This window comes from Bradyrhizobium sp. IC4059, assembly GCF_020193615.1.
Lineage (GTDB): Bacteria > Pseudomonadota > Alphaproteobacteria > Rhizobiales > Xanthobacteraceae > Bradyrhizobium > Bradyrhizobium yuanmingense.
The window spans coordinates 198,887-220,835 of record NZ_JADYVH010000004.1 but is presented as its reverse complement, the minus strand read 5'-3'; the positions used below and the strand labels follow the sequence as shown (position 1 = coordinate 220,835).

The window sequence follows — 21,949 nt, the reverse complement described above, 5'->3', positions numbered from 1 at the left end:
TATTCCCCGAGTGCTGAGGATTATGGTTTTTTTGCCGCGGTCGAGGTGCAAACCGGAAGCGCCGCCTGCTTCCACTAGCCGACGTGAGTGCCGAAGATGAAATCGCTGGACTGGAGATTCGCGACGGCGACACCCTTGAGCAGGATCGTCTCGTGGCTATCCAGCGTAAGCAACGTGCCGCCATCCTGCGCGGCGGTCGGGGCAAGGTCGTTCAAGGAGCTGATGCCGCTGAACTGCCGCAGGTCGAGCTTGTCGAGGCCGTACTCGAAATCATTCACGGTGTGCTGAACCGAATCCTGCGACGAGGCCGGTGCGAATACGAACTGATCCTTGGCACTGCCGCCGATCAGCGTATCACTCGACTCGGTCGCGAAAATGACGTCCTTGCCGGCGGTACCTTGCAGGGTCATGCCCTGGCTCTCGGCTCCTTCGACGAAGATGAAGTTCACCGTGTCCGAGCGGCCCGCCGAATCGGCAACGGTCAGCGTGATCTGATCGGTGGCTGGCAGTCCCGCCTCGGGATCAGCGCCGGTCGGCTCGTAGACGATGCCCGCGCCTTGCGCGAGGGCGGTGTTGATCTGCTCGAGCGTGCCGGTCGTCGGATAAACACTTGCGAGGCTGACGTCCGGATTCGCGGTCGACAGCGTGACCGTGAAAGTGTCCGTCGCAGCGCCGGGATCGGCGTCCATGACGACGAGGTCGGTAATGATCTCGTTGCTGTTCTCGGTGATGTGCTCGACCTGGAAGCTCTCGGTGTTGATGACCGGGCCCGCACCGTCGTCCGCACCGGTCACGTTCACCTTGAGCGTTGCCGTGTCGGTCGCACCATGGATATCCGTGGTCTGGACCGTGAACGTATCGACATACGATCCGTCCGCCAACGCATTGATCGCAGCATCATTCGGAACGTAGCTGTAGCTGCCGTTGGAATTGACCGTCAGCGAGCCGTAGAGTCCCGCGACCGTCGTGGCCGCCTGGTGATCTGAATTGAGGACGGCATAGGTCAGCGTCGCCGTCTCACCGCTGTCGGCGTCGGTCCCCGCCAGTTGCCCGGTGAGATTGGAGAAGGTGTCGTCGTCAGCGGTGTCCGTGAGCGGGCCGATGTGGAGATCGGACAGCGTCGGTGCGTCGTTCGTGCCGGTGATGTTGATGGTCACGACCGCGCTAGTTCCAAAGCCCTGAGCATCCGACGGAACGATGGTGTATTGCAGCGATAGCGTCTGACCGGCGGCGAGGAAGTCGAAGGCCTGGCCGGCCGAGTTGAATTGCCAGGTAAACTGGGCGTGGGTCGCCGTGCCGTTGAGAATGTCGCCGGACGGCACGGTCAGATAGTTCAGGAGATCGGCATGCGACAGCCCGCCGACGCTGCCCGTTTGCAACACGTTGTCGAGCTTAACCTGCACCGCATCGACCGATACCGTGACGTGATCGGTCGCGTCGACGTCGGAGACCGCCAGCACGCCATGCGAGAGCTGGCCGCCATTGGTCTCCGTCAGATCGGCAAATGCGCCGCCCGGCCCGGAGGTCCCGCTGGCCCAATCCGCATCACCTTCAATGGCGAGGCTCTTGGTTGGGTTGACCGTGTTGGAGGCCGTGCTCCCGCTGCCGTCGCCAAGCGTATAATAGGCGGCCAGATTGGCCTCGTTGCCGGTGAGCGCGGTGAAGTCGTACGACTGGATTTGCGCCTGCGTGAGTGCGGTGGTCCAGACGCTGACATCGGCGATCGAGCCGGTGAAGCCTTGCGTACCCAAGCCCGGAGCGTACCTGCCGCTCGCCGCTCCGATCATCATGTAGGACGGCTCCTGAGCGCCAGCGATCGCGTTGACGCCGCCACTGTGGGAATAGACGGCGTTGCCATCGACATAAAGCGTGAAGATGCCGTCGTCACGCGTCAAGGCGAGGTTATGCCATTGCCCCGCAGTAAGCGCGAAGCCGGTATCCTGGATCTCGACGCCGCCCTCGAGAATCGCGATCTCCAGCTTGCCGCTGATGACAGTGCCCATGAGGCCGAAACCGGTGGTCGAGGTATTGCCATTGTAGAACAAGACCTGGCTGGCGGAGGCAGCGTCTCCGTTCCAGTTCACCCAGCCGTCCAGCGTCACGTCGTCGGTGGCGACCGTCGGTACGTCGCCGACCGCGATGGTCGCACCGTCGAAGTTCATGTAGTCCGACGTTACATAGGAGACGGTCGGCGCATCGTTGGTGCCGGTGATGGTGACAGTGACGTCTTGCGTGACAGTCGCGTTGTGATTGTCCTTGAAGGTGACGGTGTAGACCTGAGTTATGGTCTGCCCTTCCGCCAGCGACTGCAGCACGGGATCGTTGTTGTCGAGCGTGAAGTGCCAGTCGAACGTCGCGCCGGTGCTGGTGTCGGCGTTGGATTCGGACACCGCGCCGATGGAGAAGGTGCCGATATTCGTGCTGTCGTCCTCGAATCCCGGCAGAGCCGAACTGACGGACGATGACTTGAACTGCACCTGCGCCGTATGGGTGTCGATCAGGTCAACGTCCTGGATCGCCAGCGTACCGCTGGTCGTCAGCGAGGCGCCGTCATCCTCGGTAACCGCACCCGTTGCCGCCTCGGGATCGCTCGTGATCGTCGGCGCGTCGTTGGCGCCGTTGATCGTGACAGTGACGTCCTGGGAGACCTGCGCACCGTGATCGTCAGTAAAGGTGACGGTGTAGACCTGGGTGATGGTCTGGCCATGCGCCAGCGATTGCAGCACCGCATTGTCGTTGTCGAGGCTGAAGTGCCAGCCCAGCGTCGCGCTGTTGTCGGTATCGGTGTTGAACTCCGCGACCTCGCAATCGATCGTGAAGGTGCCGAGCGGCGCATTACCATCGAAGCCCGGCAGATGCGCGTTCGACGTCGCCGACTTGAATGCGGCCTGCGCGGTGTGGGTGTCGATCAGATCGAGATCCTGAATCGCGAGCGTGCCCTCGATCGACAGCGTCGCGCAGGCATCCTCGGTGACGCTGCCCTTTGCAGCGTCTGCATCACTCGTGATGGTCGGCGTGTCATTGGTGCCGGTGATGGTGACCGTGACGTCCCGGGTGACGGTGCCACCGTGATGGTCGTCGACGGTCACGGTGTAGACTTGGGTGATGGTCTGGCCTTCGGCCAGCGACTGCAGCACCGGATCGTTGTCGTTGAGCGTGAAGGTCCAACCCACTGATCCGCGCGTGCTGACACCCGGACTCTCGCTCACCGCGGTCAGCGCGAAGGTCCCGATATGCGAGGTGCCGCTGCCGAAGCCGGGCAGATGCGCGTTCGACGTCGTCGACTTCAGGACGTAACTGGCAGTGTGCGTATCCGTGAGATCGGGGTCGTTGAAGGCGACGGTGCCGTTCGCCGTCAGGGTTGCCGCCGTATCCTCTGTCACTTCTCCGGTGGGCGTCGTCGAGTCCTCGACGATCGTCGGCACGTCGTTGGTGCCCTCGACATTGACGTCCGCACCGTCGATGGACACGGTGATCGGCGTGCTGACGACGCCGCCGTGCCCGTCATCGACCTGCACCACGTAGTTGAGGATCAGCTTCTCGTCCTCGGCCAGGAAGTCGAAGAGATGGTCGGGAACGCTGTAGGTCCAGGTGGCCGTGCCGTTGTTGCTGTTTCCGGCACCCTGAACCACGGTCAGCGGCACTTTGACGGCAGCGATCGCCGCGAGTTGCTCCGGCGTCAGGGACGCAGTGATATCGTTGCCTTCGGCATCGAGATATTTGAACGGCTCGACGGACGAGAGCGCCGCGCTCACGATCGGCCGGTCCGTCAGATCGACGTCGGTGAAGGTGACCGTGCCCGTGATGATGTCCAGCGCCTCGTTGCCGGTCCCGACCTGTTCGACGACGGTGCCGCCTGACGTCGCAACGGTAGGCTTGTCGTTCGTTCCCGTGATCGTGATGGTGATCGGGATGAACCTGGACTCGGGGTTCACCGTGAAATTGGTGTCGACGCGGACCATGTAGGTCAGCGTCAGGGTTTCGCCGGCCGCGAGGAAGTCGAAAACGTGGTCGGGGATCGTGTAGGTCCAGACCGCCGAGCCGTTGTTGTTGTTGGCGGGGTCGGGGACGACGCTGATCTGGATCTGCGTCGCCGCGATGCCCTGCTTCTGGAGCTCCGAGAGGGAGCCGGTGACGTCGTTCTGGCCCGCGGTTTTGTAGACGTAGTTCGGCGCCTCGGCGAGGCTGATGCTCACCGTCGGCCGGTCGCCGAGGTTCTGATCGACGAACCTGATCACGCCGGAAATCGTGTCGGCGCGCGTGTCGCCGGTCGTGTCCGCACGCTCCGTCAACGCGAACGCCGTCTTCACGTTGCCGCTCGCGTCGAAGCTCTGCGCGATCGGCTGGCCGGGAATGCGTACGATGAGCGGCGTGGAGGTGGTGGGCGTCTCCGATCCCTGCGGATTGAGATTGACGAATGTTGCGGTGGCGCTAGGGCCGGACGACGATTTGAGCAACACCTCATAGCCGAACGGCGTGATCGTATCGGTGTAGTTCGTGGTCAGCTTGGTGTTGGTGTTGTTGTCGGTGAACTTCAGCGTGAACACGTCCGTGATCAGCTTCTGCACCTCCGGCGACATCAGTGCATTGGTGATCGAGACGTTGCCGCCGCTGATCTGGATCATCTGGCCGGCCTGGTTGACCGTCGCGATCGGCAGCAGCGTGACCTTGTCGAACAGGATGTAGGAGCCGGTCGTGCCGTTCGGCTCGACCAGCACCTGGAAGCTCGCCTGCGGCTGCGGATCGCCGCCGCCGGCGGGAACGACGAAGTTGATCTGGGTCAGCACCGCCGTGCCGCGGATGCCCATGGTGGCGACCGGCGTGTCGACCTTCATGTCGCCGCGCTTGGCGGTTTCGCCGGCGACGAAGGTGATGGTGCCCGCGACCAGGCTGAGCAGCGAGGAATTGTTCGACCCGTTGGGGTCGTAGACCATCTCGTTCAGCACCATCCGCGCGTTGGAGGACAGGCCGAACACGGTGCCGTCAATGAAGGTGATGCCGAGCGTCGAGTCGGCCCCGGTCGAGACCACGTCGCCCTTCTCGACGTTGTCGCCATTGTTCAGGATGACCGAGACGCCGTTGCGGATCGCGGTCGCGCTTCCCACGAGCTTGGTGACGTGACCGATGACCTGGCCCGCACCGGCACCGGGCGCGGCCTGGGCAACCTGGACATGGCCGGTGAGGGCGTTGACGACGTCGCCGCTGAGGTGGGCGCCGTCGGGCGAAGCGAGCGCGGCGCGCTTGTCGCCCCTGAAATAATCGTGAACGACGAACTCATGACCGTCGTGGGACAGCACAAGGTCGAGCCCGGCACGCTTGAACTCGCCGTTGAAGATCAGATTGGGGTCGGGAACGACGACCGCGCCGTCGGGCACGTGACCGTTCGCCTTTGCGGTAAAAGAATCGATATTTGCCCCGACGGGCGAGCGGGAACCCTGGCCGTCCAAAGAAATCGCGCCGTCAAATTGGCCAGCGTAATTCAACCGGGCACCGTATAAAGGGTTAAAATTTAAGTAAGTATCGACCGCCTAAGCTTGCATAGCATTAGCAAGTCCTTAGCGATACCATCTATTGCTTGTGTGATTTCGCATCACTTGGCCCCAGGAGGCCCCACGGCGTGGCGCCGCGACAGAGGAGTGAAAGTAATTCCTCAAATATTCGTATGTCGAACTCAGCCTTTTTCCACGCATTTCCAGCCATCCAAAGTAACCTGCTGTATAGTTACGAAGCAGATACTTTCATCATCTTTCCTTCGCGAGCTCCCGCAGCATCCTGCGGCAAATACGGAGTTAAATCTGTGACCTATCTAACAGAACCCCATGAAATGGGGGTTGTTAGCCACAGGACCCAGATTCGGCACTGCCACAACCTGTGTCTGCAATTGGCTCCATTTCGCGGCAACGCGACACCTCCTAGCCGGCGAATCGTAAAATTTTACGCAATTTGGGTAGGCCCATTTCAGCCTGTCACCCGGTTTTGGAACCCCTGCCGGGCGCGTTAAGCAGAACAAAACGGCCCGTCTCGCACTATCTCCGCGAAAGCAACAAAGCCCGGCACGTCGAGATCGAGGGGGATCTCGTGAAGCCTGGGAAGGGGATGTCAGATGGAGACCGCTGCTCGCTCGCGCGCCTGGCGCGCAATCCTTGTCATGTGCGGCTTGATCCTGCTCGGATCGGCCGCCGAGCTTCGCGCCGGCACGCTGCTGTCGCCCGGCGCCGGCGTCCTCGTGCGCAAATCCGCCGAACCGTTCGGCGTGTTCGCCTTCGCCATCTCGTCCGGTAGCCTGCAGCAGAGATGGTCCGTGCTGAAGGACAAGCTCGACGACGACATGGTGCAGCTCGCGCTGTGCGACGGCGACCGGGACAATTGCGCTTCACCGGCAGCGCTCGAGCTGCTCGCCATCGTCGACCACGCCCGCGCCCGCGACGGTCGCGCGCGGCTCGGCGAGGTCAACCGCGCCATCAATCTCGCCATCCATGCCGCCAATGATGGCACCGACGACGTCTGGAGCTCGCCGCTTTCGACCTTCGCGCGCGGGACCGGCGATTGCGAGGACTATGCCATCGCCAAGCTGGCCGCGTTGCGGCTGGCGGGAATTGCCTCTGAGGACCTCCGCATCGTTGTGGTGCGAGACGTCAGGGCCGGCGAGGCGCACGCAATTGCCGCGGCAAAGCTCGACGGGCAATGGCTGATGCTGGACAATCGCCGCATGGCGATGGTCAAGGATGACGCGACGCGGAGCTATCAGCCACTGTTCGTGCTCCACCAGTCGGCCGTGCTGAAATATGTCGACGAGCCGGTGCAGGTCTCGATGGCGGCCGCCGAGGCACGTTGATTGTTCGTAGCTGGATAGAGCGCAGCAAAATCCGGGACTCTTACCACTCGCACCGGCCCCGGATTAAGCTTGCACTCCATCCGGGCTACAGACCTTCCACTGCTCGTCCCCACAAACCCATTTCACCGCGCAAGACCAGACGCTAGCATGGCGCCTTCCGTGCGGGGGCGACTTGGAATGCGATTCATCGTGCTGTCTGTGCTTGCGCTGCTGGCATTGCCGGCGGTGCCCGCGTCCGCGCAATCCGACCGCGCGATCGCCGACAGGCTGCCGCTGTTTGCCAGGAACAACTGCCAGCCGATTCGCGACCCCGGCAACCAATTGTTCTGCGGTGATGCCGCGCTTGCCGCCGCCGCCGAGAAGCTGAGCATCGCGATCGAGGAGCGGCTCGCCCGCCTGCCGGATCGCCTGCCCGCTATCGAGGAGAATGCGATCTGGGTCCGCCAACGCAACCTCAGCTGCGGCATCGTCGGCCAGACCGCGATCCGCCCCGACCAATTCGAGACCGTCAAGGCGTGCCTGCTCAAGGTCACCGAGGAGCGCGCCGCGATCGTTCGCGATCCGGATTTCGACTGCCTTGCGGCCAACACTGCTGCGGGCGCGGTGATCTGCGCAGACCCCTCGCTGACGCTTGCCGAAACCGAGCTCAACGGCCAGGTGCTCGGCCTGATCGGCAAATTGGACCCGACTGCGGCACGCTTTGCCTTCGCCGAATATGGACGGTGGACGCGCGAGCGCGACCGCAAATGCAATCTGGTCGGCAAGGAGAACGTGCCGCTGCAGGAGCTGGAATCCGCGGAGGACTGTCTCGCCGACCATTTGAAGCGCAAGACAGATGAAATCCGCGCCGCGAAGGGCGATCCCAAAAAAGTGTTCGGCCGGCAGGTCGCGGCCCGCATTCCCGACGCCGACGCCGTCGATTTCTGCGCCGCGCGGATTCATGCGGCCAATTCCTGCGGCAACTTCCTGCGCATCAACCGCGTCTATGCGCTCGACAGCCAGGTGACCGACCAGGAGGCACAGGTCACGGGCGAAATCGAAATGGCCGTGCTCGCTCCCTTCACCGTGTGCAGCAGGATCGCCTCCATCTGCACCGGCACCTGCTGGGACGCCACGACGGGTCGGCCGCAGCAGGGAGCCGGCAACAAGACGCGCCCAGCAGACGTCTTCAACGTCACGCGCCGGCTGAGGGTCCAGCGAACCTTCGCCTTCGTCAAAGCCGCCGACGGCTGGCGCTGCCGGGAAGACGAGCTCGCCCCGGTGAATTCGGGCACCGCGGGCGGAGGATCGTAGGGTTCTCTCTTCCTTCTCCCCTTGTGGGAGAAGGTCGCGCGCGCAAGCGCGCGGGATGAGGGGTTCTCTCCGCACGCAAGACCGTGCGTGAAGGATAGAGACCCCTCACCCGGCTCGCCGCTTCGCGGCGATCCACCCTCTCCCACAAGGGGAGAGGGTACACTGAGCTCGACGCAAGAGAGCCCGCATCAGAACATCAGATTGTCCTTCACCAGCACCCAGCGGCCGCCCTTGACCTGCTGCACCTGGGTGATGGTGTTGGCGAGGTGGTCGGTCTTGGAGAACTTGGTGGGCGGCGAGTTGAAGATGTCGAGGAATTTCTCGCCCGACTCGAGCGCATCGAGCATCTTCTGCCCGGTGAGATCCTTGCCGGCCTTGTTGGCATAGAACGCAAAAGTCATCATGGCATTGTAGCCGATGATGGCTTGCGTGTTGGCGTCGGCGTTGAACATCTTCTTGTAGTTGACGAGCCAATCCTTCACCTTGCCCTTGGCGGTGTCCTCATAAGGAATCTCGAAGCCGCTGGCAGCATAGAGACCCTCGACGGCGTCCTTACCCAGCGCAGGAACCTCCATCACGTTCGTGGGGGTGGCCCCGAGGAAGGTGACGTCCCAGCCGAGCTTCTTGGCTTCGGTCATCGCCCCAATGGTCTCGCGCAGCACGGTGCCGAGCACGACGAGGTCGCAGCCATCTGACTTCATCTTGGCGATCTGCGCGCTGAAATCGGAGGCGCCGCGCTTGTAGCTCGTGATCGAGGCCGGCTGCGCCTTCATGGCAGTGAGCTGCTGATTGAAGCCATCGAGCACGTTCTTACCGTACTCGTCGTCCTGATGCATGATGCAGGGCTTCTTGAAGCCCTTCCACTCGATCATGTATTTCACCGCAGCCCGCGTGCTCTCGACATAGGGCAGCAAATTGTTGAACTTCAGGCGCTCCTGCGGCTTGGCCGGATCGAACTTGAAGGTGAATTCGGCCGCCGTCAGCGGAAACAGCTGCAGGACACCGGCATCGAACAGGATGTCTTGCGCGGCGAGCACCGTCGGTGATCCCATCGGCCCCACCATCGCGAAGATCTTGTCGCGCTCGATCAGCTTTTGCGACGCCAGCACGGCCTTCTTCGGATCGTAACCGCTGTCCTCGACGACCAGCCGGATCTTGCGGCCGTGAATTCCGCCGGCCGCATTGATCTCCTCGGCCGCCATCTTCATGCCGTTCGCGACCGGAACGCCCCACCCCTTGATCGGGCCTGACAGGTCCTGGTGAGTGCCGATGACGATCTCGGTTGCCGAGATGCCCTCGTTGGTGACCTTGGTTTGCGCTGCGGCCGGCAGACAGGTGAGCACCACGGCACCCACAGCAAGGCCGAATGCGCTGAACGATTTCGACATTGACGTCTCCTCTCCTAAAGGCCCGTATTGCACGAAGGGCGGGGCCACAGCTCCTTCGCTTTCTCGAAATGGACCGACTCGTCACGCCACCGCACGCTCGCGATACATCGCCTCGATCTCGGCGGCGTAGCGCTTGTTCACGAAGCCGCGCTTCAGCTTCATGGTCGGCGTCAGCTCCTCGTCCTCGGGCGTGAGCTGGCGCTCGATCAGGTAGAACCTCTTGATGGTCTCGACGCGGGCAAAATTGCCGTTGACCTGCTCGATCTCGCGCCCGATCAGGTCCTGGATCTCCCTCGCCCGGCACAGGCTGGCATAATTGGTGAAGGGGATGTCGTGATCCTGGGCGAACTTCTCAACATTCTCCTGGTCGATCATCACGAGGCAGGTGAGATAGGGCCGCTTGTCGCCGATCACGACCGCGTCGGAAATGTAGGGCGAGAACTTGAGCTGGTTCTCGATCTCGGACGGCGTGATGTTCTTGCCGCCCGAGGTGATGATGATGTCCTTCATCCGGTCGGTGATGCGAACGAAGCCCTCATTGTCGATGGTGCCGACGTCGCCGGTGTGCAGCCAGCCGCGGGAATCGATCGTCTCTGCGGTCTTCTCCGGCTGGTTCAGATAGCCCATGAACAGGAAGTCGCCCTTGATCAGGATCTCGCCGGCGGGCGACAGCGCGACCTCGCCCCAGGGCACCGCGGTGCCGACCGATCCGAGCTTGATCTTGTCCGCGGGCATCATGGTTGCGACCCCGCAATTCTCGGTCTGACCGTAGACCTCGTGCATGTCGATGCCGAGCGCCAGATACCAGCGGATCAGCTCCGGTGCGATCGGGGCTGCGCCGGTGAACGCGATGCGGCAGCGGTCGAGTCCGATCATGCGGCGGATGTTGCGGAACGCGACCAGGTAGGCGATGCGGTTGGCGATGCGCAGCGATAGCGGCGGCGCCCTGCCCTCGAGCCGGCAATCGACCATGCGGTAGCCGATGCCGATGGCGCGGCGATAGACCCATTGCTGCAGCGGCGTTGCATCCTTCAGCGCGATGGTGATGGCGGAATAGAACTTCTCCCAGACGCGCGGCACGGCCAGAAAGGCGGTCGGCTGCACCTCGCGCAGATTGTCAGGCACGGTTTCTGGGCTCTCGGCAAAATTCATCACCGAGCCGAGCGCGACCGAGATGTAATAGCCGCCGATACGCTCTGCGACGTGGCAGAGCGGCAGGAAGACCAGCCGGTTCTCGTCCTCTCGCGCAGGTATGAAGTCGTTGGCGTGCCGCATCTGGTGGGTGACGCTGCGATTGGCGTGCATCGCGCCTTTCGGCGGGCCGGTCGTGCCGGACGTATAGACGAGGACCGCGAGATCGCCGGCACTGCGGCTGTCGATCATCTCCTGCCACAGCGCTTCGCGGCCGACCATGTGGTTGCGGCCGAGCGCGCGAAACTCGTCCAGCGACATCACCATGTCATCCGAGAAGCCGCTGAGGCCTTCCATGTCGAACACGATGATCTTCTGCAAGCTGGGGCATCGCGCGCGGCAGGTGAGAATCTTGTCGAGCTGCTCCTCGTCCTCGGCGAAGATCACCTTCGTGGCGGAGTCGTTGACGAGGTACTCGACCTGGGACGAAGAATCGGTCGGATAGATTCCGCTAGAGACGCCGCCGGCGCACAATATGCCCATGTCGGCATAAACCCATTCGGGCACGGCATTGGCGATGATGGAGGCGACCTCGCCGGGCATGAAGCCGACGGCGCGGAGCGCGTAGGCGATCTCTTTGGAGATCTCCAGCCATTCTCGCCAGCTCGTCGGCTGCCAGATGCCGAACTTCTTCTCGCGGATCGCCGGCCTGTCGCCCCGCGTCTCGGCGGCGCGCAAGAAGCTCTTCGCGATCGTATCAGCGACCGTCAGCACCGCCGGTCGGGCCATGCACCTCTCCTCCTTATCGCCTTCCCTCCGCTGCCTGCCTTGCCGGCCGGTCTTTGCTCAACGTTGGGCAAGCTCATCTTACTGCCAGCTCGTCCTCACCGCCACGTCTTCTTCTTTTTCCAGCGCCGCTCGCCGCGCGCGCCGGCTTCCTTGGCGCCAAGGTAGAATTCCTGGATGTCCTGGGAATGCATCAAGCGGTCGCAGGTATCGTTCATCACGATACGGCCGATCTCCAGCACATAGCCGTAATGGGCGGTTTCCAGCGCCACCTTGGCGTTCTGCTCGACCAGCAGGATCGACATGCCCTGCTCCTCGTTGACCCGGCGGATGATGGTGAATATCTCCTTCACCAGCAGCGGCGACAGGCCGAGCGAGGGCTCGTCGAGCAAGAGCAGCGTCGGCCGGTTCATCAGCGCGCGCCCGATCGCGAGCATCTGCTGCTCGCCGCCGGAGAGCTGGCCCGCCGGCTGGTTGATGCGCTCCTTCAGGCGCGGGAAATAGCCGTAGACGCGCTCCATGTCCTCCGCGACGCCGTCCCGGTCCTTGCGCGGATAGGCACCCATCATCAGGTTCTCGCGCACCGAAAGGAACGGGAACACCTCGCGCCCCTCCGGCACGTGGCTGAGGCCGAGCCGCACGATGCGGTCGGCCTCCATGCGCTGGATCGGCTTGCCCATGAACTCGATCGCGCCCTTCTGCGGATCGAGGATGCCGGAGATGGTCTTCAGCACCGTGGTCTTGCCGGCCCCGTTGGCCCCGAGCAGCGTGACGATGCGCCCGCGCGGCACCTCCAGCGAGATGCCGCGGATCGCCATGATCGGCCCGTAATAGCTCTCGATGTTGGAGAGCTTGAGGATGATATCCTGGGGCGCAGCGGCATCCATCGATCAGGCTCCCAGATACGCGGCAACGACGTCGGGGTGCTGCTGCACTTCAGCGGGCGAGCCCATCGCCAGCACCCTTCCGTAGTTCAGTGCGATGACGCGATCGGAGACCCGGTTGACCAGCGACATGTCGTGCTCGACCATCAGCACCGTGATGCCGAGCTCGGTTCTCATGTCCCGAATCCAGAACGACATATCGCCGGTCTCCTCCACGTTGAGACCCGAGGACGGCTCGTCCAGCAGGATCAGCTTCGGCTCCGAGCACAGCGCGCGCGCCAGCTCGATCACCTTGCGCACGCCGTAAGGCAGGCCCGAGATCAGCTTGTCGCGATAGGGTTCGAGGTCGAGGAATTCGATGACCTGCTCGACCCGGCGGCGGTGAACCTTTTCGTTGGCCCGCACGCTCGGCAGGAACAAGAGCTCCTGCCACAGCTGCGTGGTCGAATGGCGGTGGCGGCCGACCAGAAGGTTCGACAGCACGGTCGCGTTCTCGAACAGCTCAATGTTCTGGAAGGTACGGGCGATGCCGAGCTTGGCGATGTCGTAGGGCGGCTGCTCGGTGATGTCCTGGTCCTCGAAGAAGATACGGCCCGAGGTCGGCCGGTAGATCCGCGAGATCAGGTTGAAGATCGAGCTCTTGCCGGCTCCGTTCGGCCCGATGATCGAGAGGATCTCGCCCTTCTCCACCGCGAACGAGACCGCATCGACCGCCTTGAGGCCGCCGAAATGCAGCGACAGGTTCTCGGCGCGGAAATAGCTCATCGATTGCGCTCCGACTTCACGTAGATCTTCTGCCGCTTGAAGGTGGCGCGCTTGTAGAGAGGGAACAGCTGGAAGAAGAGCTTGATCTTGAGCCAGCGGCCGTAGAGCCCGAGCGGCTCGAACAGCACGAACAGCACGATGATGATGCCGTAGATCGCGCCCTTCAGGCCGTTGAGCGAGGCGAAGGCCGCGACCTTCGCCTGGATATTGCCCGCAGTCGCCGTGCCGGCGCCGAATGTCGCGGCAATGCCAGCGATGATGCCGGGCATGTCGTCCTTGAGATAGGTGAGGAACGGGTCGATCATCACGATGAAGATCGCGCCGAGCACGGCGCCGTGCAGGCTGAAGGTGCCGCCGATCAGGATCACGATGATGAACTCGATCGAGAGCTGAAGCGTGAACATCTCCGGCGAGATGAAGGAGAGCTTGTGCGCGAACAGGACGCCGGCAAAGCCGGTGATCGCGGCCGAGATCGCGAACGACTTCACCTTGTAGAGCGCGACATTGACGCCCATGCTGCGCGCCGCCGTCTCGGAATCGCGGATCGCGACGAAGGCGCGGCCCGTCGGCGAACGCAGCAGATTGAGCGTGCCGACGATGGTCAGCACCAGCACGGCAAGGCAGAGGTAATAGAAGGTCGGGCTGTCGCGCGGCACGGCGACGCCGAGCAGCGACAGCGTCTTGACCCGCATGCCCTCGTTACCGTGGGTAACGCTTTCCCATCGCGCCAGGATCTCCTCCACGATCAGGGCAAACGAGATGGTGGCGATGACGAGATAGATGCCGGTGAGGCGCAGCGCCGGAAAGCCGACCATCGCGCCGATGATGCCGGTCAACAGCCCGGCGGCGAGGAAGTAGACGGGGAACGGCACGTTGTATTTCTGCAAGTACGCCGCCGTGTAGGCGCCGATGGCGAGGAACGCCGCGTGCCCAAGCGAGGCCTGGCCGGTGAAGCCGGTCAGAATCAGCAGCGCCACGCCGACGATCGCATAGATGCAGACGAAGACGAGCTGGCTCATCAGATAGCTGGAGAGCACGTGAGGCGCGATCAGCAGCAGCGCGAGCAGGACGCCGTAGGTGACGACGTAGCCCGAATGCGGGAACAGCTTGATGTCGTCCTCGTAGTCGGTCTTGAACAGGAAGCGCATGGCGTTCAGACCTTCTTGCGGACGTGGAGGCCGAACAGGCCCTCGGGCTTCAGCAGAAGCACGGTGAGCAGCACGATGTAAGGCGCGGCGTCCTTCCAGCCCTCAGGCAGGTAAAAGCCGGCCATGCTCTCGATCACGCCGATCAGGACGCCGCCGACCACCGCGCCCGGGATCGAGCCGAAACCGCCGAGCACGGCGGCGGGAAACGCCTTCAGGCCGAGCACGAGGCCGACATTGGAGTGGATGAAGGTGATAGGCGCCAGCAGCACGCCGGCGCAGGTCGCGACCGCCGCGCTGATCGCCCAGACCACCGCCACCACGCGCTTGACCGGAATGCCCATGTAATAGGCCGCCAGCATGTTCTCGGAGCTGGCGCGCATGGCGGTGCCGAGCGTGGTCTTGTTGAAGAACAGCCACAGCAGGGTGCACAGGATCATCGTCGCTGCGATCACCGAGAGCTTGTCGTAGGCGAGCACCAGCGAGCCCATGCGCAGCACGCCCTGGCTGAACGGCGTCTCGATCTTCAGGTCGTCGGTGCCCCAGATCATCCCGGCGACCGAACGCAGAAAATAGCCGAGACCGATCGTGACCATGATGATGGAGAACTGGGGATAGCCGAGGATCGGCCGCACGACCACGCGCTCGGCCAGCATGCCGAACAGCGCCATGGCGGCGACCGCACCGGCGAAGCCGATCCAGTAGTTCAGGCCCATCATGCCGATGAAGGTGAAGGCGAAGAAACCGCCCAGCATCATCAGATCGCCCTGGGCAAAATTGACGACTTCGGTGGCCTTGTAGACGAGCACGAAGCCGAGCGCGATCAGGCCGTAGACGCAGCCGAGCGCAACACCGCTGACCAGCTGCTGAACGAAATCCAGCATTGACGCGCGTCCTCCCCGATGCAACCGGCGTTCTTCGAGGCCGCCTTGCCGCATCTTGTGTCCAGTCGCTACGCAGTCGTTTCGCCGCGTTAGCGCCATTTGTCCGGAATCAATTCAGCCTGAACGCCCGCGCGCTGTCAACAAACGGTGACTTGTCGGGATGCCTTGCCTTTAGTCCAATCCGGTTGGCGGAATTTGCGGCAGTGCGATTCACGGTGCCGAAACATCTTCGGGTCATGGTCGCGGGCGATGCAAACCGGATGGTGTGGCCGTCATGAAGCCGGACAACTCGGCCCTGGAAGTCCGAGGGTTAACGAAGCGTTTTGGACGTCTGGCGGTCGACGGCCTCGATCTCACCATTCACGCCGGCGAATTCTACGCGCTGGTCGGCCCCAATGGCGCCGGCAAGACCACCACTTTACGCATGGTTGCGGGCCTGCTCAGGCCCGATGCCGGCGCCGTCTCGATCTTCGGCATCGATGCGCTCCAAGACCCCGTCGCCGCCAAGCAGGTGATGGCCTGGGTCTCCGACGAGCCCATGATCTACGACAAGCTCACCCCGCTCGAATATCTCGAATTCGTCGCCGGCCTCTGGGGCATCGTGCCGTCGATCTCGCAACCGGCCGCCGAGGAACTGCTCGATTCGCTCGGCCTCGAGGCGCACCGCCACGAGCGCTGCGAGGGCTTTTCCAAGGGCATGCGCCAGAAGGTCGCTCTCGCAGGGGCGCTGGTGCACGATCCCCGCCTCATCATTCTCGATGAACCCTTGACGGGGCTCGATGCGGTTTCCGCCCGCCATGTGAAGGGCCTGCTCAGCGCGCGTGTCCGCGCCGGCTGCACCGTCATCATGACCACGCATATCCTCGAAGTCGCCGAGCGCATGGCCGACCGCATCGGCGTGATCGCCTCCGGCCGCCTGGTCGCGGAAGGCACGCTCACCGAGCTGCGCCACCAGAACGGCCATGCCGACACCAGCCTGGAAGACCTCTTCATCGCGCTGGTGACGCTTCAGGAAGCGGCATGAGCTCGGCCACCGCGCTGTCCTGGTTTGCCCGCCACGAGCTGCGGCTCGCCTGGCGCGAATGGCTCGCCATGATGACGGGCGGGCGGCGCAAACGGGCGCGCGCGGCAATGATCGGCCTCATGTGCTTCGCCGCGCTGCTCCACCTGCCGGCCTGGGCGGTGATCGGCCGTTTCGCCGACCTGCAGTTGCCGCTCGACAAATCCTCTCTGATCGTGATTTCGGCGACGATCTTTCTCGCCTGGACCTTGATGCTGTCGCAGGCGATCGAATCCGTGACGCGGGTATTCTACGCCCGCGCCGATCTCGACCTGATCATGTCCTCGCCGGCGCGGCTGGCCAATCTGTTCTCGGTCCGCATCGCCGCGATCGCGCTGACCGTCACCGTGCTGGCGCTGCTGTTCTCGACGCCCTTCATCGACGTTCTGGTGATCGGCGGCGGCGCGCGCTGGCTGGCGGCCTTCGGCGTCGTCATTGCGATGGGCCTGTCCGCGGCGGCGATCGCGATCGCCATCACCATTCTCCTGTTCCGGTTGATCGGCCCGGCGCGGACGCGCCTGATCGCACAGATCCTCGCCGCCATCATCGGTGCGGGTTTCGTGATCGCGCTTCAGGTCGCCGCGATCATGTCCTACGGCACGCTGTCGCGCTTCACTATCCTGACCTCGGGCAGCGTTGCCGCCTACGCCCCCGACGTCGACAGCATCTGGTGGTGGCCGGCGCGGGCAGCGATGGGCGACAGCGAGGCGCTGGCGCTGCTTCTCGCGCTCGCTCTGGTCATGCTCGGCGGCGTGATGGCGATCTTCTCGCACCGCTTTGCCGACACCGCGATCGATGCGGCGGCCTACGCCACGTCCGGCCGCGTCCGTGCCAAGGAGCGCCCGTTCCGCGGCGGATCGCGCCAGCAGGCGCTGCGTCGCAAGGAATTCATGCTGCTGTGGCGCGATCCATGGCTGATCTCGCAGACCTTGATGCAGCTGCTCTATCTGGTACCGCCGGCGCTGCTGCTCTGGCGTAATTTCGCCGACAGCTCCGCGGCGCTGACACTGATCACACCCGTCATCGTGATGGCGGCCGGACAGCTCGCCGGCGGGCTCGCCTGGCTGACGATCTCGGGCGAGGACGCGCCTGACTTGGTCGCGACCGCGCCCTTGATGCCGTCCGGCATCATCCGTGCCAAGATCGAGGTGGTGCTGATCGCGATTGCCGCAATCTTCGCTCCGCTGCTCGCGGCGCTGGCCTTTGCCTCGCCATCCCAGGCCGCAATCAGCGCGGGTGCGATCATCATCAGCGCGGCCTCGGCGACCGCGATCCAGCTCTGGTTCCGGGTGCAGGCAAGGCGCAGCCAATTCCGGCGCCGTCAGACGTCTTCGCGGCTTGCAACCTTCGCCGAGGCCTTTTCCTCGATCGGCTGGGCCGCCACCGCCGCACTGCTGCTCGCCCTTCCCCTGGCCGGCCTCATCAGCGGCCTGATTACCGCAGGCCTCGTCGCGGTCACCTGGAAGTTCAGCCCGAAGCGCGAGCAATAGGTGCGACACTGACGCGCTGTTGATCGCAGCCCATTGGCGATGCTCCGCATTGCACGCTAGACTTCGCTGTGAAGTCATCGGGGACGGATCCATGCGACGACTGGTTTTGGCGGCTATCGCGCTGTTCAGCGCATACCTGACCCCTGCCCTGGCCCAGCAACCACTGCGCAGCGAATGCCTGGCGATGGCCAACGCGGCGCCGCGGATCATGCCGGTCGTCTTCAGGCAGGCTGCAGCTGCGCCCGAGGTCGAGATCACCTATGCCGGCCATTCCACCTATTTCATCGACACGCCCGCCGGCTTGCGCATCGCCACCGATTATAGCGGCGCCTACCAGGTCGGGCGACTGCCCGATGTCGTCACCATGAACCGGGCGCACAGCACCCATTACACTCTCTTTCCGGACAAGCGCATTCCCCACGTGCTGCATGGCTGGAGCGAGGACGGCAAGCCGGCGATCGTGTCGCAGCGCATCAGCGACACCTTCATCCGCAACGTCACCACCGACATCCGCCGCTATTACGGCGACGATGCCGGCAGCGACATGATCCGCGACGGCAATTCCATCTTCATCTTCGAGGCAGCCGGCCTCTGCATCGGCCATCTCGGCCACCTCCATCACAAGCTCGACGACAGCCATTTCGCCCAGATCGGACGGCTCGACATCGTGATGGTGCCGATCGACGGCACCTATACCATGACGCTCGACGGCATCTCCGAGATCACCAAGCGGCTGCGCGCCTCGGTGGTGCTGCCGATGCACCGCTTCGCCACCCCGCTCGACGACTTCATGCGCCGGATCGGCCAGCAGTTCGAGATCGACCGGCGCGCCGAGCGCTCGTTCCGGATGTCACGGGATACGCTGCCGACGAAGCCGACGGTGATCATCCTCGACGGGGTCTGACTCAGAACCAGAACGCATCACCCGTCAACGACTTGGTTGCTCCAAGACCCACCTCAGTCGGAGCAATCATGAGCAGACGGTTCCTGGTCATCGGCTCGTTTGCGGCCATCTATCTCCTGTGGGGTTCCACCTATTTCGCCATCACGCTTGGCTTGCAATCGATACCGCCGTTTCTGCTGATGGCAGTTCGATCGTTATGCGGCGGCATGATCTTGCTCGCCTTCAGCGGCAGGCATGTCGCGAATACCCAGGGCCGAACATGGTTGCAGGCAGGCCTTTGCGGGCTGCTTTTCTTCGTCGGCTGCCACGGCGTTCTCGCCTTCGCACAACAATCGGTTCCGTCCGGCGTGGCCGCCATCGTGCTCGCCACGATTCCGTTCTGGATCCTTCTGGCGGACACGCTTCTTCCGGGCGATCAGCACCCGCGGCCGATCGCGCTGCTCGCGCTCATCCCCGGCTTCGTGGGCGTCGGGCTCGTGGCATGGCAAAACGCCCAGCAGGCCGGCATCAGCATGCTTCCGATCGTCTGGCTGCTCGCGGCGGCGCTGTCGTGGTCGATCGGCACCGTGCTGTCGCGCAGCATGTCGCATCAAGCATCCGCGATCGCGCTGTCTGGCATGCAGCTATCGATTGGGGGCGCCGTGTTGTTCGCGATCAGCTGGCTCACGGGCGAACTGGAGAGCTTTAGACCGAGCGAGGTCTCGACGACGTCCGTTGCAGCAGCACTTTGGCTGATCGTCTCCGGCAGCGTGATCGGCTTCGCCGCCTACAATTGGCTGCTCGAGAATGTCTCGACCTCCCTGGTCTCGACCTACACATTCGTCAATCCGGTCATCGCGGTGCTGCTCGGCACCCTCGTGCTCGGAGAGCCGTTCTCTCGCATGATGCTCGTGGGCGCGAGTCTCGTCATTGTCGCCGTTGTCGCCATCTGGCGTGCTGAGAGCTCGAGCAATCGGTCGACGCAGGCGGAGGCCGATCGTCCCATGAGACATCTGTCGCTGCGCAAGACCTGACGACCGACGGCAATTTTCTCCAAGTCGCCCGCGGCTCATCCGTGCTGAATCCTCCGCAGCAGGAGAGCAACATGAACGACTTTGCGAGACTTCTTCACGCCAGCGCACCGCATCCCGAGCACGCGGCCGCGCTTCAGCTCTACGGCCGTTTCGTCGGCGACTGGGACGCTGAGATCGCCGCCTTTGGACCGGACGGCAGAAGCCACACCGCGCCGGGCGAAATCCATTTCGGCTGGGTGCTGGAAGGCCGTGCGGTGCAGGACGTCTGGATCATTCCCCGGCCAGCGGGCAGCGCAGCCTTTCCGATCGCCGGCAATTGGTACGGCACCACGCTGCGCGTCTACGATCCGGCCATGGATGCGTGGCGGATTTCCTGGTTCGATCCGGGCCGCCGCGTGTTCCGGCAGCAGATCGGCCGTCCCCGCGGCGAGGACATCGTGCAGGAAGGCACGACCGAATCCGGCGAGCTGACGCGCTGGAGCTTTACTGAGATTACCGGGGACTCCTTCCGTTGGCGTGGGGAGGTCAAGCCGGCCACGGCAGTGGACTGGCGGCTGATGGTCGAAGTAAGAGCAAGACGGCGGACGGGCTGACGAGCATACCGCATTGCTCGTGATGATGGGTGCGGTTGCGCAAGGCGCGCTGCTGCATGCGGAAATGAGGTGCTAGGCTCCCGACACAAAACATCAGGGAGCGAAGACCGATGGCAGCAAGCGGTGTGCCCGCCAACACGAGCGGGCTGTTCGTCGATCCGCGTGAGGACTGGCTCGCGCTGCATCGGGAGGAGACCATCGATCCCTTGCGGCCGATCGTCGATCCCCATCACCATCTGTGGAATCGCGGGCACCGCTATCTGATCGAGGAGATGGCCGCCGACATCGCCTCCGGTCACAACGTCGTCGCCACCGTCTATGTCGATTGCCGTTCGATGTACCGCGCGCATGGACCCGAGGCGTTCCGGCCCGTTGGCGAGGTCGAGTTTGCCAACGGCGTCGCCGCCATGAGTGCGAGCGGTGGCTACGGCAAGGCCGCGATCTGCGCCGGCATTGTCAGCCATGCCAATCTGCTGCTCGGCGACGCTGCAAAGGGCGTGCTGGAAGCCGAGATCGCCGCAGGCAACGGCCGCTTTCGCGGCATCAGGCATTCCTCGGCCTGGGATGAAGATCCTGTCGTCGCCGGCATGTATGCGAACAGGCCGAAGGGATTGTTGCAGGACCCGACCTTCCGCAAAGGCTTTGCCTGCCTCGCCCCCCTCAAGCTCAGCTTCGATGCCTGGCTGTTCCATCCGCAGATCGGCGAGCTCACGGCGCTGGCGCGCGCCTTCCCCGACACCAGGATTGTGCTCGACCATTGCGGCGGCCCCGTCGGAACCGGCCGCTTCGCGGGTCGGCGCGAGGAGGTGTTTGCGCAATGGCGCGCCTCGATCCGGGAGATCGCGACATGCGAAAATGTGGTGGTGAAGCTCGGTGGTCTCGCGATGTGCCTGCTTGGCTACGACTTCCATTTGCGCGAGAGGCCGCCGACATCCGAGGAGCTTGCCGCGGCCTGGCGGCCCTATGTCGAAAGCTGCATCGAAGCGTTCGGCCCGAACCGCGCGATGTTCGAAAGCAATTTCCCACCGGACAAGGGCCAGTGCAGCTACCAGGTGATCTTCAACGCCTTCAAGCGTATTACCTCAAAGCTGAGCGAGGCCGACAAGACGGCGTTGTTCTCGCAGACCGCGATCGACGTCTACCGGCTCGAGCTGCCGTCATGATGAAAAGAGGGGCCGGGACCTTGATCCCGACCCCTCTTCGTCGTGGCCGCTGGGAAGCGTCCTTGAAACCCTGGTGTCCGCTTAGCCGGCGCCCATCAGCGAGGCCGGACGGCGCTCGCCGGTGGAGGCGAACATCTTCTTCAGCTTGTTGACGACGCGGATCAGGAAACCGATCATCACCGGATTGGTCTTGCGGCAGAAGGCGATCTTCTTGACGTGGCCTTCGACATGCCATTTGGCATGCGCGCCGTCGCGGAAGAAAATGACGTCGCCGGGGCCGTAGCGCTTGGGCGGCATGCCGTCGCTCTCGAGCACGATCGACCCTTCCATGATCATGATCGTCTCGTCGATGTCGTAGTACCAGTTGAAGCGGCCTTCGGTGCAGTGCCAGATGATCGTCTGCGCGGTGCCGTCGGCGCTGGTCGACAAGACGCGGGAGCGGGATACCGGATTGCCCTCGATGATCCAGGACGGCTCGATCGGCCGCAGCTCGAGATCCACATTGCAACTACCGATTTCAATCAATGTGCGCGACATCTGCTTCCCCAGAAGATATAAATATGAATGGCCGGGTCTCGGCCCGGATTGCTTCGAAAGAAGTTGGGACGCTAGTAG

General features: G+C 63.5%; 16 protein-coding genes. 8 read left to right on the top strand and 8 right to left on the bottom strand.

Annotated features, from left to right (window positions below):
• Positions 1 to 74 precede the first annotated feature (74 nt).
• A complete protein-coding gene (locus I6F12_RS14560) occupies positions 75 to 5,375 on the bottom strand; it encodes a VCBS domain-containing protein (protein WP_225156697.1) in 5,301 nt (1,766 codons plus the stop codon).
• Between the two features lie 728 nt (positions 5,376 to 6,103).
• On the opposite strand from I6F12_RS14560, the gene I6F12_RS14555 reads away from it, so the two are divergent.
• Both I6F12_RS14555 and I6F12_RS14550 read left to right on the top strand, forming a co-directional pair.
• Complete coding sequence (locus I6F12_RS14555; RefSeq protein WP_036021290.1) at positions 6,104 to 6,835, top strand: transglutaminase-like cysteine peptidase; 732 nt, start codon at positions 6,104 to 6,106, stop codon at positions 6,833 to 6,835.
• Between the two features lie 177 nt (positions 6,836 to 7,012).
• Entirely contained in the window at positions 7,013 to 8,128 is a 1,116-nt protein-coding gene (locus I6F12_RS14550; RefSeq protein ID WP_035997615.1) for a lysozyme inhibitor LprI family protein, read from the top strand.
• 188 nt (positions 8,129 to 8,316) lie between these two features.
• Here the strand turns inward: I6F12_RS14550 and I6F12_RS14545 are convergent, their stop codons facing one another.
• From I6F12_RS14545 to I6F12_RS14520, 6 genes are all read right to left on the bottom strand, one after another.
• Positions 8,317 to 9,516, bottom strand: coding sequence for an ABC transporter substrate-binding protein (locus I6F12_RS14545; RefSeq protein ID WP_035997612.1), 1,200 nt, complete (start codon positions 9,514 to 9,516; stop codon positions 8,317 to 8,319).
• An 81-nt stretch (positions 9,517 to 9,597) separates the two neighbouring features.
• Positions 9,598 to 11,436, bottom strand: coding sequence for an AMP-dependent synthetase/ligase (locus I6F12_RS14540; RefSeq protein ID WP_225156696.1), 1,839 nt, complete (start codon positions 11,434 to 11,436; stop codon positions 9,598 to 9,600).
• A 95-nt stretch (positions 11,437 to 11,531) separates the two neighbouring features.
• Positions 11,532 to 12,320: an ABC transporter ATP-binding protein gene (locus I6F12_RS14535; protein ID WP_035997607.1), complete on the bottom strand. Its 789-nt coding sequence runs from the start codon at positions 12,318 to 12,320 to the stop codon at positions 11,532 to 11,534.
• Positions 12,321 to 12,323: 3 nt separating this feature from the next.
• The gene (locus I6F12_RS14530; protein ID WP_035997604.1) at positions 12,324 to 13,082 is read right to left on the bottom strand and encodes an ABC transporter ATP-binding protein; all 759 of its coding nucleotides are present in this window, start codon (positions 13,080 to 13,082) and stop codon (positions 12,324 to 12,326) included.
• Positions 13,079 to 14,230 carry a branched-chain amino acid ABC transporter permease gene (locus I6F12_RS14525; RefSeq protein WP_225152904.1) on the bottom strand — a complete coding sequence of 384 codons (1,152 nt, stop codon included), beginning with the start codon at positions 14,228 to 14,230 and terminating at the stop codon, positions 13,079 to 13,081. The genes I6F12_RS14530 and I6F12_RS14525 overlap by 4 nt, the downstream gene beginning before the upstream one ends.
• 5 nt (positions 14,231 to 14,235) lie before the next feature.
• Positions 14,236 to 15,111, bottom strand: coding sequence for a branched-chain amino acid ABC transporter permease (locus I6F12_RS14520; RefSeq protein WP_036021277.1), 876 nt, complete (start codon positions 15,109 to 15,111; stop codon positions 14,236 to 14,238).
• A gap of 274 nt (positions 15,112 to 15,385) precedes the next feature.
• Here I6F12_RS14520 and I6F12_RS14515 point away from each other — a divergent pair, with 274 nt between their 5' ends.
• From I6F12_RS14515 to I6F12_RS14490, 6 genes are all read left to right on the top strand, one after another.
• Positions 15,386 to 16,135, top strand: a complete 750-nt coding sequence (locus tag I6F12_RS14515) for an ABC transporter ATP-binding protein (protein ID WP_225156695.1) — start codon at positions 15,386 to 15,388, stop codon at positions 16,133 to 16,135.
• Positions 16,132 to 17,661: a permease gene (locus tag I6F12_RS14510; RefSeq protein ID WP_225146327.1), complete on the top strand. Its 1,530-nt coding sequence runs from the start codon at positions 16,132 to 16,134 to the stop codon at positions 17,659 to 17,661. The genes I6F12_RS14515 and I6F12_RS14510 overlap by 4 nt, the downstream gene beginning before the upstream one ends.
• A gap of 91 nt (positions 17,662 to 17,752) precedes the next feature.
• Positions 17,753 to 18,565, top strand: coding sequence for an MBL fold metallo-hydrolase (locus tag I6F12_RS14505; protein WP_225111608.1), 813 nt, complete (start codon positions 17,753 to 17,755; stop codon positions 18,563 to 18,565).
• A gap of 68 nt (positions 18,566 to 18,633) precedes the next feature.
• The gene (locus I6F12_RS14500; protein ID WP_225156694.1) at positions 18,634 to 19,578 is read left to right on the top strand and encodes an EamA family transporter; all 945 of its coding nucleotides are present in this window, start codon (positions 18,634 to 18,636) and stop codon (positions 19,576 to 19,578) included.
• A 71-nt stretch (positions 19,579 to 19,649) separates the two neighbouring features.
• Positions 19,650 to 20,171: a hypothetical protein gene (locus I6F12_RS14495; protein WP_225156693.1), complete on the top strand. Its 522-nt coding sequence runs from the start codon at positions 19,650 to 19,652 to the stop codon at positions 20,169 to 20,171.
• A gap of 110 nt (positions 20,172 to 20,281) precedes the next feature.
• Positions 20,282 to 21,334 carry an amidohydrolase family protein gene (locus I6F12_RS14490; RefSeq protein ID WP_225156692.1) on the top strand — a complete coding sequence of 351 codons (1,053 nt, stop codon included), beginning with the start codon at positions 20,282 to 20,284 and terminating at the stop codon, positions 21,332 to 21,334.
• A gap of 81 nt (positions 21,335 to 21,415) precedes the next feature.
• On the opposite strand, the gene I6F12_RS14485 is transcribed toward I6F12_RS14490, so the two are convergent.
• Entirely contained in the window at positions 21,416 to 21,871 is a 456-nt protein-coding gene (locus tag I6F12_RS14485; RefSeq protein WP_036036523.1) for a cupin domain-containing protein, read from the bottom strand.
• Between the last annotated feature and the right edge of the window lie 78 nt (positions 21,872 to 21,949).